The organism is Williamsia muralis NBRC 105860 (genome assembly GCF_001598915.1).
GTDB classification, from domain to species: Bacteria; Actinomycetota; Actinomycetes; order Mycobacteriales; family Mycobacteriaceae; genus Williamsia; species Williamsia muralis.
The window spans coordinates 139589-153863 of record NZ_BDAP01000004.1; the positions used below are offsets into that span (position 1 = coordinate 139589).

General features: G+C 65.5%; 19 protein-coding genes. 2 read left to right on the top strand and 17 right to left on the bottom strand.

From position 1 onward, the window contains the following. Nucleotides 1-115: 115 nt before the first annotated feature. The 10 genes from WIMU1_RS16290 to WIMU1_RS16335 all read right to left on the bottom strand — a co-directional run bounded on the left by WIMU1_RS16290 (nt 116) and on the right by WIMU1_RS16335 (nt 7282). Complete coding sequence (locus WIMU1_RS16290) at nt 116-1660, bottom strand: APC family permease (RefSeq protein WP_062798823.1); 1545 nt, start codon at nt 1658-1660, stop codon at nt 116-118. A 271-nt stretch (nt 1661-1931) separates the two neighbouring features. After that, nucleotides 1932-2222 (bottom strand): WXG100 family type VII secretion target, encoded by a 291-nt coding sequence (locus WIMU1_RS16295; RefSeq protein WP_023955906.1) that lies wholly within the window; start codon nt 2220-2222, stop codon nt 1932-1934. A gap of 38 nt (nt 2223-2260) precedes the next feature. After that, nucleotides 2261-2593 carry a WXG100 family type VII secretion target gene (locus WIMU1_RS16300; protein WP_023955907.1) on the bottom strand — a complete coding sequence of 111 codons (333 nt, stop codon included), beginning with the start codon at nt 2591-2593 and terminating at the stop codon, nt 2261-2263. Nucleotides 2594-2717: 124 nt separating this feature from the next. Continuing rightward, on the bottom strand, nt 2718-3548 hold the full coding sequence (locus tag WIMU1_RS16305) for an ESX secretion-associated protein EspG (protein WP_084248321.1): 831 nt from the start codon (nt 3546-3548) through the stop codon (nt 2718-2720). Further along, a complete protein-coding gene (locus WIMU1_RS16310) occupies nt 3545-4573 on the bottom strand; it encodes a PPE domain-containing protein (RefSeq protein WP_062798827.1) in 1029 nt (342 codons plus the stop codon). Before WIMU1_RS16310 ends, WIMU1_RS16305 begins: the two co-directional genes overlap by 4 nt. After that, complete coding sequence (locus tag WIMU1_RS16315; RefSeq protein WP_031331670.1) at nt 4570-4875, bottom strand: PE family protein; 306 nt, start codon at nt 4873-4875, stop codon at nt 4570-4572. Before WIMU1_RS16315 ends, WIMU1_RS16310 begins: the two co-directional genes overlap by 4 nt. 23 nt (nt 4876-4898) lie before the next feature. Further along, nucleotides 4899-6224 carry a hypothetical protein gene (locus tag WIMU1_RS26200; protein ID WP_062798829.1) on the bottom strand — a complete coding sequence of 442 codons (1326 nt, stop codon included), beginning with the start codon at nt 6222-6224 and terminating at the stop codon, nt 4899-4901. A 13-nt stretch (nt 6225-6237) separates the two neighbouring features. Further along, nucleotides 6238-6555: a type VII secretion target gene (locus WIMU1_RS16325; RefSeq protein WP_023955911.1), complete on the bottom strand. Its 318-nt coding sequence runs from the start codon at nt 6553-6555 to the stop codon at nt 6238-6240. A gap of 86 nt (nt 6556-6641) precedes the next feature. Beyond that, the gene (locus WIMU1_RS16330; RefSeq protein ID WP_174548750.1) at nt 6642-7013 is read right to left on the bottom strand and encodes a YbaB/EbfC family nucleoid-associated protein; all 372 of its coding nucleotides are present in this window, start codon (nt 7011-7013) and stop codon (nt 6642-6644) included. Beyond that, complete coding sequence (locus WIMU1_RS16335; RefSeq protein WP_197037636.1) at nt 7010-7282, bottom strand: hypothetical protein; 273 nt, start codon at nt 7280-7282, stop codon at nt 7010-7012. Before WIMU1_RS16335 ends, WIMU1_RS16330 begins: the two co-directional genes overlap by 4 nt. Before the next feature lie 291 nt (nt 7283-7573). Between WIMU1_RS16335 and WIMU1_RS16340 the strand changes: the two genes are divergently transcribed. Both WIMU1_RS16340 and WIMU1_RS16345 read left to right on the top strand, forming a co-directional pair. Then, on the top strand, nt 7574-9178 hold the full coding sequence (locus WIMU1_RS16340; RefSeq protein ID WP_245968952.1) for a MinD/ParA family ATP-binding protein: 1605 nt from the start codon (nt 7574-7576) through the stop codon (nt 9176-9178). A gap of 29 nt (nt 9179-9207) precedes the next feature. After that, complete coding sequence (locus tag WIMU1_RS16345) at nt 9208-9690, top strand: TM2 domain-containing protein (protein WP_062798832.1); 483 nt, start codon at nt 9208-9210, stop codon at nt 9688-9690. A gap of 43 nt (nt 9691-9733) precedes the next feature. On the opposite strand, the gene truA is transcribed toward WIMU1_RS16345, so the two are convergent. The 7 genes from truA to rpmJ form a co-directional block, all read right to left on the bottom strand. Beyond that, on the bottom strand, nt 9734-10636 hold the full coding sequence (gene truA / locus WIMU1_RS16350) for a tRNA pseudouridine(38-40) synthase TruA (protein WP_062798834.1): 903 nt from the start codon (nt 10634-10636) through the stop codon (nt 9734-9736). An 8-nt stretch (nt 10637-10644) separates the two neighbouring features. Continuing rightward, on the bottom strand, nt 10645-11265 hold the full coding sequence (gene rplQ, locus WIMU1_RS16355; protein ID WP_062798836.1) for a 50S ribosomal protein L17: 621 nt from the start codon (nt 11263-11265) through the stop codon (nt 10645-10647). Between the two features lie 52 nt (nt 11266-11317). Then, nucleotides 11318-12373, bottom strand: coding sequence for a DNA-directed RNA polymerase subunit alpha (locus WIMU1_RS16360; RefSeq protein ID WP_030164647.1), 1056 nt, complete (start codon nt 12371-12373; stop codon nt 11318-11320). A 125-nt stretch (nt 12374-12498) separates the two neighbouring features. After that, complete coding sequence (gene rpsD / locus WIMU1_RS16365) at nt 12499-13104, bottom strand: 30S ribosomal protein S4 (RefSeq protein ID WP_023955918.1); 606 nt, start codon at nt 13102-13104, stop codon at nt 12499-12501. 21 nt (nt 13105-13125) lie between these two features. Next, nucleotides 13126-13533: a 30S ribosomal protein S11 gene (gene rpsK / locus WIMU1_RS16370; protein WP_023955919.1), complete on the bottom strand. Its 408-nt coding sequence runs from the start codon at nt 13531-13533 to the stop codon at nt 13126-13128. A gap of 3 nt (nt 13534-13536) precedes the next feature. Beyond that, entirely contained in the window at nt 13537-13905 is a 369-nt protein-coding gene (gene rpsM / locus WIMU1_RS16375) for a 30S ribosomal protein S13 (protein WP_023955920.1), read from the bottom strand. A gap of 180 nt (nt 13906-14085) precedes the next feature. After that, on the bottom strand, nt 14086-14199 hold the full coding sequence (rpmJ, locus tag WIMU1_RS16380; protein ID WP_005207978.1) for a 50S ribosomal protein L36: 114 nt from the start codon (nt 14197-14199) through the stop codon (nt 14086-14088). Between the last annotated feature and the right edge of the window lie 76 nt (nt 14200-14275).

Below are 14275 nucleotides of genomic sequence, written 5' to 3' on the forward strand. Positions count from 1 at the left end.
GCCAGTGTCACGTCTGTTGTCTATACATACAAGGTTATTTGTAAAGTGCCCCAGTTCACAAAAGAGCCCCGGTCGAGAGTCGCACTCTCGACCGGGGCTCTGTGTGAGTCAGCCGTTACGGCCGATTCGGTCCCGCTCTCTTCGCTTCCGCGGCCAACGCCGCGTCGCCGACAGCGTCGTCTATCTCGCCACGCTGACGCTTGCCCACCATGGAATGACGCTGGCTGTAGAGGAAGTAGACCGCTACGCCGATGACCATCCAGATCAGGAACCGGATCCACGTCAGCGCCGACAGGTTCAGCATCAACCAGAGGCAGGCCACGATTGCCGCTATCGGCAGGAACGGCATCAACGGCACCTTGAAGCCGCGAGGCAGATCCGGGCGGGTGCGTCGGAGAACGATGACTCCGGCCGCGACCACAACGAAGGCGAACAGCGTGCCGACGTTGACCATCTCCTCGAGCTTCTCGATCGGGAAGAACGCCGCGACAACCGCGACTGCGACGCCCACGATGATCTGGATTCGGGCGGGTGTGCCGAACTTGCTCGTCTTCGACAACGAGCGCGGCAGGAGTCCGTCTCGGGCCATCGCGAACAACACCCGGGACTGACCCAGCATCAGGACCATCACAACGGTTGTCAGTCCGGCCAGGGCACCGATCGAGATCGCCTTCTCTGCCCAGGTGACGCCGTTCTGTCCGAACGCGTACGCCAGGTTCTTCGGTTCGCCGTTGCCCGCCGATGTCGCCAGTTCCTTGTAGCTCAACATGCCGGTCACCACGATCGTGACCAGGATGTACAGCACCGTCACGATGGCCAGGGAACCGAGGATGCCTCGCGGAACGTCCTTCTTGGGATTCTTGGTCTCCTCGGCAGTTGTTGCCACCACGTCGAATCCGATGAACGCGAAGAACACGATCGATGCCGCCGCCAACACGCCGTACCAGCCGTAGCTCGAGTCGCCACCACCGGTGATCAACGAAAAGAGCGTGGAGTCAACGGACTTGCCACCCGATTCCGATGGCTGCGACTCCGGGATGAACGGCTTGTAGTTGTCGGCCTTGATGTAGAAGAAGCCCACCACGATGACCAGCAGCACAACCGTCACCTTGATGGCCGTGATCACTGCGCTGAACGTCGACGACAGTTTGGTGCCGAGCACCAGCAGGACGGTGATCACCGAGACGATCACCAACGCACCCCAGTCGACGGTGTGCCCCGCTATTTCCGTTGTGCCACCCGCGAATCCGAAGACCGTGCCGAGATAGCTCGACCACCCCTTCGACACCACCGCGGCGCCGACCGCGAACTCGAGGATGAGGTCCCAGCCGAGGATCCAGGCCAGGAACTCGCCGAAGGTGGCATACCCGAAGGTGTAGGCAGACCCGGCCACCGGAACCGTGGAAGCGAACTCGGCGTAACACAGGGCTGCCAATGCGCACGCCACTGCGGCCATCACAAATGACAGCGAGATCGCCGGTCCGGCCTTGTTACCCGCGGTGGACGCGGTGATCGTGAAGATGCCGGCACCGATGACGACCGATACACCGAAGACCGTGAGGTCCCACCAGGTCAAACTCTTCTTCAGCTGCGAACCGGGTTCTTCGGTGTCAGCCATCGATTGCTCTACGGACTTTGTCCGTGTCAGCGGATTACCCATGCAGGAACTCCCTCACTCGAACGCGGCGTGCCCCAGCGTGCAGCCTGTCTGCAAACTATCGGACGCAACCGGCGTAGATTGCCCAATCCGCCGCGATGCACACGAAGATTCTTACGGCAACGAAATTGGTGGCTCTGAGGCACCCGGTCGATCGGTGTGGTTTGGTCGGCAGCGGTACGGATCGCCGCACCTCTCAACCCACCTGCCAGACGCCGAAACCCGCCGACTCAGGTGGGCGGCGGGTTTCGGGTTGTTCGAGGTGGTCGGACGATCAGCTGAAGTAGCCGGCCGTCCGCTGGTCGGCGGCCTGCATGTTGCTCGATGCCTCGGTGACCTTCGACGACAGCGCGGTGAGCAGCGCGCGGGAGTCGGTGAAGCTGGTGTCCCACGACTGCTGCGCGGCGCCATAGGCCTGCGATGCCTGCTGTGACTGCCAGTTCTCGTGCAGCCGGGACACCTCGGACTTCAAGGTGGTGGCGAGGTGTTCGAGCTGGTTGAAGTTGCTGTTGAGCTGAGACGCCAGCTCTTCCATCCGCGGGTAGTTGTACTGGATGATGCTCATGGTTGGTCTGCTTTCTGACTCGGTGGAAGTGGGAGCGCTCAGAGCTTGAGCGCGGGTCCGGATCCGGCGACGTTGTTGAAGATGCCGGCGTTGTCCTGGTCGTCGGCGTCGTAGCCGTTGAAGCCGGTCGACAGCGACGTCTTGAGGGTGTCGAGAGCTGTCTGCAACTGTGTCGCCTCGTCCTTCCAGGCGGTCACCGCGCCTTGGAAGGCCCCACTCGCGTTGCCTTTCCACAGTGCAAGCGCCTCTTCGGCGTCTGCGGTGATGCGGGCCAGGACGGTGCCCATGTCGTCGACGATGTCCCCCACCGATTTCGTCGAGGCCAACCCGGCCGCGACGTCGAGATCGAGACCGTTGGTTCCGGTGCTCATGATGCTTCCCCTTTTGTGTGTGATTGCCGCGGAATCAGATGACCTCCGCGTGTACAGCGACTGACTCCCGTTCGTCGATCAGCCTCGACGGCCGGGATCTGCTCCCCCTCTCGATTCCCCCCGATCACGGCATCCATCTGCCGGTCGGCAACGTCTCCATCAACAGGTCGGTTGCCTGCGCGATGCGGTGCGGTGTGCCCGCGGACAGCGTCGTCCAGATCCGGCCATCGGGCGACATGGTCGGACTCGCCACGATTCGGCCACGGGCGGTGTCGTACACCGCGACCGCGCCTGACGTTCGTAGATTTCTGCCCGGGCCTGCCTCCCGCGCGATGATCTCGGCATGGCCGACACACGATTCGAATGCCGCCGCGTACCTGGCTGCGTCAGCGTGCGTCGCACCGACGGCGTAGAGCGCATCCGCATAGTCGGCCGCCGTGGCCGCGCGATCGAGTCGTTCGCGGAGTTCGGCCGCGGGCGCGCTGATCGACTGCACGTCCGCCGCCGACATCGGCCCGAATTCAGCGGCGATCAGCGGCCCGACCTCGCTCGCGTCGACCGTCCCGAGCATCCGGATGGTGAGTCCGTCCGACCGTCGATGTGCCACAACATGTCTGCCGCCGCTCCGGGCCAGACACATACGCGGCGACATCTCGACGCCGTATCGCCGGAGTTCCACAACGGCCTCGGGGTTGGCAAGGACGGCCAGCGCGTCCGCCAACGGCTCGGTCACGCCGGCTGTCGAACAGCCATCTCTGCTCATGATCCCCGCATCCAGCAGCTTTCGTGACGAGGAGGAATGCGCCGCGGCTCGCTCCACTGCGGTGTCGTGAATCGGCGTCACATCGAGCACTGTTGGCCACGTCTGGATATCGAGAAGGCCTGCGAGATAGTCGATATCGGTGAGGGTCACGTGATACTCCGGTGCGATGTCCTTGATCCACATCGTTGTCATCGTCCTGTGTCCGGGGCACCGAGGACTGCCGGGACCGACGTCGCCGGCGGCAAATCGAGTGCACCCGTGCGGTATCGAGCGTCGATGACCTCGGCTGTCGGCCCCGATTCGTCACCGAACCGACCGGCCGGGTCCTGGGTGACGGCCGCTGCGTCGATACCCGCGCCCTGCGGCGACCGGGCCGCACGTGCCGGCTCCTGGCCGACCGTCGCGAGCGGCGAGACGGGGGGCGCAGGCGTCATCGCAGTTGTCGACCGATGCGGTGTCGGCTGGCCCGCAACTTCGGCCGCCGCGGACGGAGTTGTGGTACCGGCCAGAACCGTTGTGGCAAAGCGCGTCTTCTCACGTGGAGCCTGAGGGGCCGGCGCGAATCCGCCCAGGAGCAGTGGCCCGGGGGATGTCGTCGAGGTGGGCGCCGATACCGGCGCGACATGCGCACGCGGGCGTGACATCTGTTCGCCTGCCAGCGCGGTGGACGAGACGACCTCCGTCAGACGCGGCGGAAGCCACGGTTCGGCAAGAGGTGCACTCGCGGCCTCGTACGTGTCCATGACCCGGGCAGCACGCTGCTTCTGGTCGTGCAGAGCGCGTTCGGCATCTGCCGCCACGCCGCCGATCGGCGCGCCCAGGGCGGCACCCACGGTAGCCGCTGTGTCCCGAATACCCTTTGTCACAGCGATCTCAGGCAGATTGGGCATGTTGGCATGAGCAACGGTGGTGGCGGCGCACTGAGCCGTGGCCTTCCCCGCGTTCTCCACGGCTGCCGCGGAAACCTCGGTGAACCAGGTCGCGAAGTCGGCGAGCCTGGCGAACGCGTGGTCGGATGTCGCAGACTCCCAACCGGTTCCGAGGCGCGTCAGAATTGCCGCGTAGTCCAATCCCGCGTCGGCGAGCACCCCCGCGACGCAGCCCCAGGCGAGGGCCGCTTGCGCAGACGGTGTCGCCCCGGCGCCGCCTTCGACGAGATCAGCGGCGAGCCGCTGCGCAGGCCGCGCCTCCCAGACCACCCCCGTGAACCCGGTCACAGCCGGAAAGCCTCCTCGATACTCTCTTCGGCACCGCGGTAGCCGCCGGCCTGAGCCCGCAGCACGGCCGCGATCTTTCGTAGTTCATTCACCCCGGCCGAGGTGGTTGCCGCGAACTCGGCCCCCACTGCCGTCAGGGTCTGTGCGGCGACGGTCGACACTTCGTCGCGGCCGGCCGGAGCGACCGACAGCGTCGGCAGGTGCTGTGTGAGAGCACTGCCCAACTGATCGGCCAGCCGATCCAGATCTGTTGCCGCGCGCACCAATTCGTCGGGGTCGACGTTCAACTGTGATCCGGTCATCGTTTCTCCGTTGTTCATCGGTGTCATATCTCCTGGTCTCTGCCAGACGGTCCCAGGCGCAACCGCACGTCAGGTGAGGACTCCCGGTCCTCGGTCTGCACTTCTCCCAGCACAGGGGGCGCGACGTCCGGGATGTCCCCGATGATCTGGGTCCCGTTGAGCTCGGTGACGAGGTAGTCCGCGGTCTCGTGCTGGTCGTCTGACGCACCGGCGCCGCGACCGGCTCCCATTGCACCCATCGGCGCCATCGGGCTTCCCATCGCAGCCGGAACCACCGTGCTCTGATGGCGATTGTTCGTTGCTGGAACACCCTCCGGCCCAGCGCCGCTCGTCAGTCCTGGGGTGGTACGGGCGCTCAGCGCACTGGGCCCGCCGCCTCCTGGACCCAGGCCACCGCCGCCTCCGCCACCACCGCCGCCGCCCAGGCCACCCGCAAGGCCGGCAGGCATGGTTCTCGCGGGATCCATTGATGGATCGGTAGCCGACTTCTTCAGTTGCGCCTCATGGGTTCTGAGCAGTTGAGAGCCCGCCGGACCTGCCATCCCGCCGAGCTGCCCGACGCCCGCGACCATGGGCTTGCCGACACTGTCGAGCACCGTGCCGGCGATGGAGAACGGCGACGGACCCGCCATCGGTGCCCCGGTCACGGGCACCGGTTGTCCGTTCACGACCATGTGCCCCGTCGGCGCCAACAGCTCTGCACGCGTGGCCGCGACCACGGCGGTGGCCTCGGCGAGACCATCGGCAGCGGCACCGAGTGCTACTGCCTGTCCCGGAGGAGTCACCAGGAAAGGGGCCGAAGCGGCAATGATGGCAACAGTTTTCGCGATGATGCCCTGTACCAGCGCCAGCCCGGTGCCGACGATCGCCGCGGCACCCTGGGTGTCGGCCGTCATCGTGGTTCCCTGGGCGGACAGAGCGGCCGTATCGGCGCTTGCCTGCACACTCTTGGCTGCGGTGGCAGTGGCCGCCTGGCCCGTCCAGACCTGGTCGAGCGCCTTGAGCGCCCCCGAACCCATGGACATCGACAGGTCGAGGATCTGCGAGAGCCCTTGGAGTATCGAGGTCGGATCGAATTCCCCACCGCCGAGGTTCCCCGTTCCGAAGCCACCGAGCAGGTCGGTGAGCGGCTTGACGAGGACGTCCAGATCAAGCGGCGGCAGCGGCGGCAGTCCAGGCATCGGTGGAGCAGGCGGAAGTTGCGGAAGACCGGCTATTCCCAGGTCTTTGAGCACCTGACTGACCGGGGTGTCCAGGATGGGACCCAGCGGACTCGCCTGCAGGAGGTCATTGATGGTGGGGTCGACAGGAGGAGATGAAGCCGGCGGGGCAGGCTCGGATTCGGTCACTGGTTGCGCTTTCTCACAGAGCCGACTGGATGGCTGTGAACTCTCGGCCGGCCCCATCATCGGTGTCCGTGAACTCCGATGCCGTTGCCAGCGCAGCGGCTGCGGTCCCCGCATGCACCGCTGCGAGCTGACCGACCCCGAGCAGGTGGCTGGCCTGGGCCCCGGCGAACGCCAGGAGGAACTCTTGGCCGATCAACCCGAAGACCGGCACCATCTGAGCGATGTTCGCCGCGGCGTTGATGGATCCCGCGCTGGCGACGGCAGCGGACATGAGTGCCGCCGTGTCACCGAACGCCTCGATGGCAGCAGGAACAGCAGTGATCTCGGACATCGAACCCCCGTTGATGTGAATGGTGAAGCGTGTACGTGCAGAAGCGGACCGGCCGACGCCGGTCATGCTGATGACTACGTCGCGAACTAGGACGCCGACGAATGCGGTGTGGTTCCGATCGGCGACCGGGGACGCTCGCCGCCCGGCCGGCTGGCGACGAGCTCGGTGAAGGACTCGTTGAAGTCCTCGAGCACAGCAGCACGCCGCGCAAAAGCGTGAGCGGCAGCGGTGGACGCGGTGGCGACCACGAGATCACCGAGCTCTGTCGCCCCGATGGCGTGTGCGGTGGGGCTGAACCACAAGCCGGTCAGCGCACCGATCCCGTCGACCTCGGCGGTGACACGATCATCGGGTGAGGTCTCCCGTACCGAGATGGCCGCGAGCTTCTCGTTGACCTCGCGGAGTCCGTCGAGCTGCGCCCGCGCCCGCGCCTCGAGTTCGTCCATGGCCGAACTCATACCGACCTCATCCAGCTACCGGGAGCACCGGCGACCGCGTCGTCCTCGTACTCGGCCCGGGCGAGGTCGTCGGGGCGCGGCAGGTTCATCGCATCGATGATCTCGTTGCTCACCCCACCGGCACGCAGCTCGTCACGCCGCGCGACACCGGCTTTCATCGCGGCCTGCTGACACAGCCTGAGCACCTCGGCGGCCAACAGGCCCGGGTCTTTCCGGAGCTCAGCGGGCTCGATCCTGACCGATGTGGGCAAGCCCTGATCGGTGGTCAAAACGGCAATGTTCCCGGTGCGCGAAGTCGCGGCAGCCACGTTCCCCCCTAGATTTCTTCTCCCCTGTGGTTGCAGATAGTACCCACAAGCGCCGACAACGCCAGTCCAGAACATCCGGTGAACCGCCCGTTGGTCTATAGTCCGTGCAGGCGGTGTGCAAGACACGGCCGGCGATGTCGCCGGCGCCGTGAGCACGCCGGGGTGCGGGGCAGTTCGGGGAGATCGAAGAACTGTGTCCGGGGGTTCGATCGCGCAACAGGGGGCAGTACTTTGAGTTTCGACAATGCCGACGTGCCGGCAGCTCCGCCGTGGCTGCAAGACGCCGCAGAGGTGGATGTCGCCGCGTTCGGCGCACCCCGTGGCACCGATCCCGCTGTCTCACAGCATGATTCGTCGCCCGCACCCGACGCCCGTCTGCAGGAACCGTCGAGCGACCACGTACCGGGCAGGCACGGACAGGCTCCCGCGAGCGCCTCTGAACCTCCGACAGATGAACAACAATCGACTCAGGACGGACACCCAACGCCCACGCCGCACAACCGTCCATCGCCGGACGTGGTGCCGACAGCAGTTCCGCAGCAACACTTCAGCGCCGCGCATGACGGACCCGCGCCCACGGCATTCGATCCTCTGATGTCACAGAGCAATTCGCCGGCCCCGGCACCGCACCCCGGCCCGCCACATTCGGGCCCGCCGCACCATCCCGGTCCGCCCCAGTATCCGACCCCGGATCAGCAGCCCGCCCAGCACTTCGCCACCCCGCCCTTCGTCACCGGACCGGGCCCCGCACCGTCTCAACACTTCTCGACGATGCCGCCACCCCACATCTCGCCACCGCAACCGGCATCGCAGACCGGCCCCGGCCCGGCCCAGCACATGACTCCCCAGCACCATGCGCCACATAGCTATCCCGGCCCGGCGGGGTTCACACCCCAGCCCCCGGCGTCGGGGCCGGCCACCCTCGACGAGGTGGCGCTGCTCCGCAAGGCACGGCGCGCCCCGGCCAGTGGATGGCGACGCACCGTACACAAGTTGTCTGCAGGCGCCATCAACCCCGGCGAGTCGCCGGATGACCTGATCTACAAGCAACTCCTCGATCGGGTGAACCAGCCGGTGCGCGGCGATTACCGCATAGCGGTCCTCTCCCTCAAGGGCGGCGTCGGGAAGACAACCGCCACAGTCGGTTTGGGATCAACCTTCGCTTCCCTGCGCGGCGATCGCGTGATCGCTGTGGACGCGAACCCCGACCTGGGCACGCTTGCTCAGCGCATTCCGCAACAGACACGGTCCACCGTGCGCGACCTGCTCTCCGATGAATCGATCTACCGGTACTCCGATGTGCGGGCCCATACCTCCCAGGCCCCGAGCCGGTTGGAAGTTCTTGCTTCCGAACGTGATCCCGCGGTTGCCGAGGCGTTCAGCGAGACCGACTACCGCGGCGTGATGACGGTCCTGCAGCGGTTCTACAACATCATCATCACCGACTGCGGCACCGGGTTGAGCCACTCGGCGATGAACGGTGTGCTCGACATGGCCAATTCACTCATCCTCGTCACCTCGCCCGCCATCGACGGTGCCCGCAGCGCGGGCGCCACCCTGGACTGGTTGCAGGCGCACGGTTTCGGGCATCTGGTCTCCGGCGCGGTGGTGGTACTCAGCTCGTCGCGCCCAGGAGCCTCCACCATCGACACCGGCCAGCTCAGCGCCCACTTCCTCACCCGTTGTCGCGCAGTGCAGCAGATCCCGTTCGACGACCACCTCGCCGAGGGCGCGGAAGTCGACCTCGACCTTCTCGGCAAGGCAACCCGCAGGGCTTTTGTCGAGTTGGCGGCCACGGTCGCCGAGGACTTCTCGACCACCGCATCGCGACGGGGCGAACCCTTTTACAACTCCTGACCCATCCGGTCGACCAGCGAGGTACGAGAATGAACTATCCCATGCCATACGACGATTCGGGCGTTCCTGATCCATACGGTCCGACGCGGCCGGCGAACCCGTCACAGCCGTGGGATCAGACGCACTATCAGCAGCAGCCGTTTCCGGCGCCGCAGTTCGCTCCGCAACCGTTCTACAACCAGCCGTACGGGCCCGGGCACGGGTTCGGCGGCGATCCGGGCGCGCCGTTCGGTCGTGACCCGTTCACCGGAGAACCGTTGTCGGACAAGTCGAAAGCGACGGCCGGCCTGCTGCAGCTTTTTCTGGGAGGCTTCGGCGCCGGCCGCTTTTACCTCGGCTCGAACGCTATCGCCGTCACTCAGCTCATCACGCTGTTCGTCGGTTGGCTGCTGACCCTCGTCCTGGTCGGCTGGCTGGTGCTGTTCGGCCTTGGCATCTGGGTGATCATCGATGCGATCATGATGTTCACCGGCGCGGTGCGAGACCCGCGGGGATTCAAGCTGCGTCCCTGAGCATCGGGCGGCCTGGAGGTGCACGGGCGGCCCGTGGAAGCGGTCAGTCGCCGCAGCACCCGGCCGGATCGATCGCCGATCTGACCTCACGGGTCACGGAATTGCGTTCGGCGACTTGCTCATCGGGAGGGTAGTCCACACCGACGAGACTCAGGCCACACGCCGGTGCAACAGGCACCTCACTCGAGCGAACCCGTTGTCGGAGGAGTCCGGCGCACCATTCGGGTGTCCGTCGGCCCTCCCCCACCACGGCGACCGCACCCACGAGTGAGCGCACCATCGACCAGCAGAAGGCGTCGGCACTCACCTGGGCCACGAGCACGCCATAGTCGTCACGCACCCATTCGAATTGCTGCAGGTCACGAACGGTGGTCGCCCCATCACGCCGGCGGCAGAAGGCGGCGAAATCGTTCAGACCCACCAGTTCTGCTGATGCCTGCTGCATCCTGTCCACGTTGAGGGGCCGTGTCCATGCCGCCGTGGTGCGGGCAGCCACCGGCTCGGCACCCCAGGGATCATCGGCCAGTCGGTATTCGTAATGCCGGCGCAGCGCCGAGAATCGGGCGTCGAACTCGGCAGGTGCGGTCTCGACATCCTTCACCCGGACGTCGGGCGGCAACATCTTCGCCAGCCGTCGAACGAGGTTCGCGGGTTCACCGGCGATCGACCTGGTCTGCAACACCTCGCCGGACACGTCGAAGTGGGCGACCTGACCGGTGGCGTGCACGCCGGCATCGGTGCGTCCGGCGACCGTCAGGGTGACGGGCTCTCGGACGATGGTGGACAGTGTCTGCTCCAGAACCCCGCACACCGTGCGCTGTCCGGGTTGTCTGGCCCATCCGGCGAAATCTGTTCCGTCGTAACCGATCTGCATACGCAGCCGCACCGGCAAGACGAAATGACGAAGCCCGCCACCGGAAACTCCGGTGACGGGCTCGTCAGACATGTTCTCGCTCAGGCGTCCGACTTCTTGTCGTCAGAGCCTTCGGCCTTGCCTTCGTCGACGATCTCGGTGGCGCTCTCCGCGGTCGTCTCCTCGGTGAAACCCTCGGCGACGGCGTCGGCGTTCTCGACCTGTGCGTCGGTGGCCTCATCCAGGGTGGCCTCGACGACATTGTCGCCTTCGGACACCTCGGCGGGAACCTCGGCGACGGGCTCGGAAGCCTTCTGCTTCGAGGCAGCAGCGCGGGTGGCCCGATCGGCCTCCGACGAAGCCGTCTTCTCCCGAACCAGCTCGATCACTGCCATGGGGGCGTTGTCGCCCTTGCGCGGCAGGGTCTTGATGATGCGGGTGTAGCCACCGTTGCGGTCGGCGAAGAACGGGCCGATCTCCGCGAACAGGGTGTGCACCACGTCCTTGTTGCGAATGTCCTTGAGGACCTCACGACGGTGGGCGAGGTTGCCGGCCTTGGCGTGCGTGATCAGCTTCTCCGCGTACGGACGCAGCCGCTTCGCCTTGGCTTCGGTGGTGGTGATCCGGCCGTGCTCGAAGAGCGAGGTGGCCAGGTTCGCCAGCATCGCTTTCTGGTGCGAAGCCGACCCACCGAGGCGGGTACCCTTTGTGGGCTTGGGCATTTCGAACTCCTAGGGTTAACTCTCGGCCTCTCGGCCGTGAGCTGGGTTGCGATTAAAGCTGTTCGGTTTCCGCGAAATCCTCGCCGGCATCGGCATCGGAGAAAGCGGCGTCATCTGACCACGTGCCGGTGGCCACGTCGTATCCGGCCACCTGGGACGGATCGAAGCTGGCCGGGCTGTCCTTGAGTGCCAGGCCGAGTGCGTGCAGCTTGACCTTGACCTCGTCGATCGACTTCTGGCCGAAGTTGCGGATGTCGAGAAGGTCCGACTCGGTGCGGGCCACCAGTTCGCCGACCGTGTGCACTCCCTCGCGCTTGAGGCAGTTGTACGAGCGGACGGTGAGCTCGAGATCCTCGATCGGCAGGCTGAACGATGCGATGTGATCGGCCTCGGCGGGCGAGGGTCCGATCTCGACACCTTCTGCTTCGATGTTCAGCTCACGAGCGAGCCCGAACAGCTCGACGAGGGTCTTGCCGGCCGAGGCCAGCGCATCCCGCGCGGTGATCGAGTTCTTGGTCTCGACGTCCAGGACCAGACGGTCGAAGTCGGTGCGCTGCTCGACGCGGGTGGCCTCCACCTTGTAGGTGACCTTGAGGACCGGCGAGTAGATCGAGTCGACCGGGATACGGCCGATCTCGGCGCCCGAGGCCTTGTTCTGCACGGCCGGGACGTAACCGCGACCGCGCTCGACCACGAGCTCGATCTCCAGCTTGCCCTTGTCGTTCAGGGTGGCGATGTGCAGATCGGGATTGTGCACGGTGACACCGGCCGGAGGCACGATGTCGGCACCGGTGACTGCACCCGGGCCCTGCTTGCGCACGTACATGGTGACCGGCTCGTCCTCTTCGGAGCTCACGACCAGGCCCTTGAGGTTCAGGATGATGTCGGTGACATCTTCCTTGACCCCGGGAACGGTGGTGAACTCATGCAGCACACCGTCGATACGGATGCTGGTGACAGCAGCGCCGGGGATCGACGAGAGCAGAGTGCGGCGAAGCGAGTTGCCGAGCGTGTACCCGAAACCCGGCTCGAGCGGCTCGATGACGAACTTCGAGCGATCGCCGGAGATGACCTCTTCGGAGAGTGTGGGTCGCTGTGAAATGAGCATAGATTTTTCCTCCTGTGTGAACGTCCGCTATATGACGCTCGACTGCGACAGCAGACCCTTGTGTCTGTTGCCAGGGGCCGACCGGACGCTGGGCAGGGCGAACCCTGCCCAGCGACGAACGGCGGTTACTTCGAGTAGAACTCGACGATGAGCTGCTCGGTGAGCGGCACATCGATCTGTGCGCGCTCAGGCTCCGAGTGCACCAGGATGCGCAGCGTGTCAGGGACAACCTGCAGCCAGCCCGGCGCCTTGCGATCGGCCTGGATTTCCCGGGCGATCTGGAACGGGGTGGTCTGCAGCGACTTCGGGCGGACATCGATGATGTCGAAGCGAGAGACGCGGTAGCTGGGCACATCGACCTTCACACCGTTGACGGTGAAGTGGCCGTGGCTGACCATCTGACGCGACTGGCGACGCGTGCGGGCCAGGCCTGCGCGGTACACCACGTTGTCGAGACGGGTCTCCAGCATCTTCAGCAACTCGTCGCCGGTCTTGCCGTTGCGACGGTTGGCCTCTTCGTAGTAGCGACGGAACTGCTTCTCCATCACTCCATAGGTGAAGCGGGCCTTCTGCTTCTCCTGGAGCTGCAGCAGGTATTCGCTCTCCTTGATCCGCGCGCGGCCGTGCTGGCCGGGCGGGTAAGGGCGACGTTCGAACGCCTGGTCTCCGCCGACGAGGTCGACGCGGAGGCGACGTGATTTACGGGTGACGGGTCCGGTATAACGAGCCATTTTCTAGTTCTCTCTTTCCCGTTAGACCCGGCGCCGCTTGGGCGGGCGGCAACCGTTGTGCGGCTGCGGGGTGACATCGGAAATAGTGCCGACCTCGAGGCCGGCGGCCTGCAGTGAGCGGATCGCGGTCTCACGACCGGAGCCCGGTCCCTTGACGAACACGTCGACCTTCTTGACGCCGTGCTCCTGCGCCTTGCGGGCAGCGTTCTCGGCAGCGAGCTGCGCGGCGAACGGGGTGCTCTTACGTGAGCCCTTGAAGCCGACGTGGCCCGAGGATGCCCATGCGATGACGTTCCCGGCGGGGTCGGTGATCGAGACGATGGTGTTGTTGAACGTGCTCTTGATGTGCGCGCTGCCGTGCGGGACGTTCTTCTTCTCGCGACGGCGAGTGCCCTTCTTCGGGCCAGCGCTACGTGACTTAGGAGGCATGGATTACTTCTTCTTCCCGGCGATGGTCTTCTTCGGGCCCTTGCGGGTCCGAGCGTTGGTCTTGGTGCGCTGTCCGCGGACGGGCAGGCCACGACGGTGGCGCAGGCCCTGGTAGCAACCGATCTCGATCTTGCGACGGATATCGGCCTGGACCTCGCGGCGCAGGTCACCTTCGACCTTGACCGAGGCTTCGAGGTACTCGCGAAGCTTCAAGACGTCTTCGTCGGTGAGGTCCTTGGCGCGCAGATCCGGGCTGAGCCCGGTGGCGTCGAGGATTTCCTTGGAGGTGGTGCGGCCAACTCCGTAGATGTAGGTCAGTGCGATCTCCAGGCGCTTCTCGCGCGGAAGATCAACACCAGCAACACGTGCCATGTGGCGTTTCCTTTGGTTCTCGGAGGTCTGCTCCCAGTCCGTCCCCTACTCTGCGAGGGGCCCCGGCCTCCGTGCCGGGGGTAGGCGGTCATCCGTTTATGGCCGCTGGTGCTGGAAGGTCTTCTGTCGTGCCTGTATTGAGTTGTGTCGCTCTCACAAGCGATCTCCTACAAGTGCTGATCAGCCCTGGCGCTGCTTGTGGCGCAGGTTTTCGCAGATCACCATGACTCGGCCGTTACGCCGGATCACTTTGCACTTTTCGCAGATCGGCTTGACGCTCGGCTGAACCTTCACGTCAGTGATCTCCTTCAAAGCCTGCGGCGTGGCCCTGGGGCCACGCCTGTCGTTGGTGTTCACACCCGGCGGTACC

What these genes read in the sequence shown, in the direction of transcription:
- WIMU1_RS16295 (WP_023955906.1), bottom strand. Translation starts at nt 2,222, where the DNA reads ATGAGCATCATCCAGTACAACTACCCGCGGATGGAAGAGCTGGCGTCT.
- rpsK (WP_023955919.1), bottom strand. Translation starts at nt 13,533, where the DNA reads ATGCCTCCTAAGTCACGTAGCGCTGGCCCGAAGAAGGGCACTCGCCGT.
- rpsM (WP_023955920.1), bottom strand. Translation starts at nt 13,905, where the DNA reads ATGGCACGTGTTGCTGGTGTTGATCTTCCGCGCGAGAAGCGCCTGGAG.
- truA (WP_062798834.1), bottom strand. Translation starts at nt 10,636, where the DNA reads ATGTCTGACGAGCCCGTCACCGGAGTTTCCGGTGGCGGGCTTCGTCAT.
- WIMU1_RS16325 (WP_023955911.1), bottom strand. Translation starts at nt 6,555, where the DNA reads ATGTCCGAGATCACTGCTGTTCCTGCTGCCATCGAGGCGTTCGGTGAC.
- WIMU1_RS16290 (WP_062798823.1), bottom strand. Translation starts at nt 1,660, where the DNA reads ATGGGTAATCCGCTGACACGGACAAAGTCCGTAGAGCAATCGATGGCT.
- WIMU1_RS16305 (WP_084248321.1), bottom strand. Translation starts at nt 3,548, where the DNA reads ATGACAACGATGTGGATCAAGGACATCGCACCGGAGTATCACGTGACC.
- WIMU1_RS16330 (WP_174548750.1), bottom strand. Translation starts at nt 7,013, where the DNA reads ATGAGTTCGGCCATGGACGAACTCGAGGCGCGGGCGCGGGCGCAGCTC.
- WIMU1_RS16300 (WP_023955907.1), bottom strand. Translation starts at nt 2,593, where the DNA reads ATGAGCACCGGAACCAACGGTCTCGATCTCGACGTCGCGGCCGGGTTG.
- WIMU1_RS16345 (WP_062798832.1), top strand. Translation starts at nt 9,208, where the DNA reads ATGAACTATCCCATGCCATACGACGATTCGGGCGTTCCTGATCCATAC.
- rpsD (WP_023955918.1), bottom strand. Translation starts at nt 13,104, where the DNA reads ATGGCTCGTTATACCGGACCCGTCACCCGTAAATCACGTCGCCTCCGC.
- WIMU1_RS16315 (WP_031331670.1), bottom strand. Translation starts at nt 4,875, where the DNA reads ATGACCGGATCACAGTTGAACGTCGACCCCGACGAATTGGTGCGCGCG.
- WIMU1_RS16360 (WP_030164647.1), bottom strand. Translation starts at nt 12,373, where the DNA reads ATGCTCATTTCACAGCGACCCACACTCTCCGAAGAGGTCATCTCCGGC.
- rplQ (WP_062798836.1), bottom strand. Translation starts at nt 11,265, where the DNA reads ATGCCCAAGCCCACAAAGGGTACCCGCCTCGGTGGGTCGGCTTCGCAC.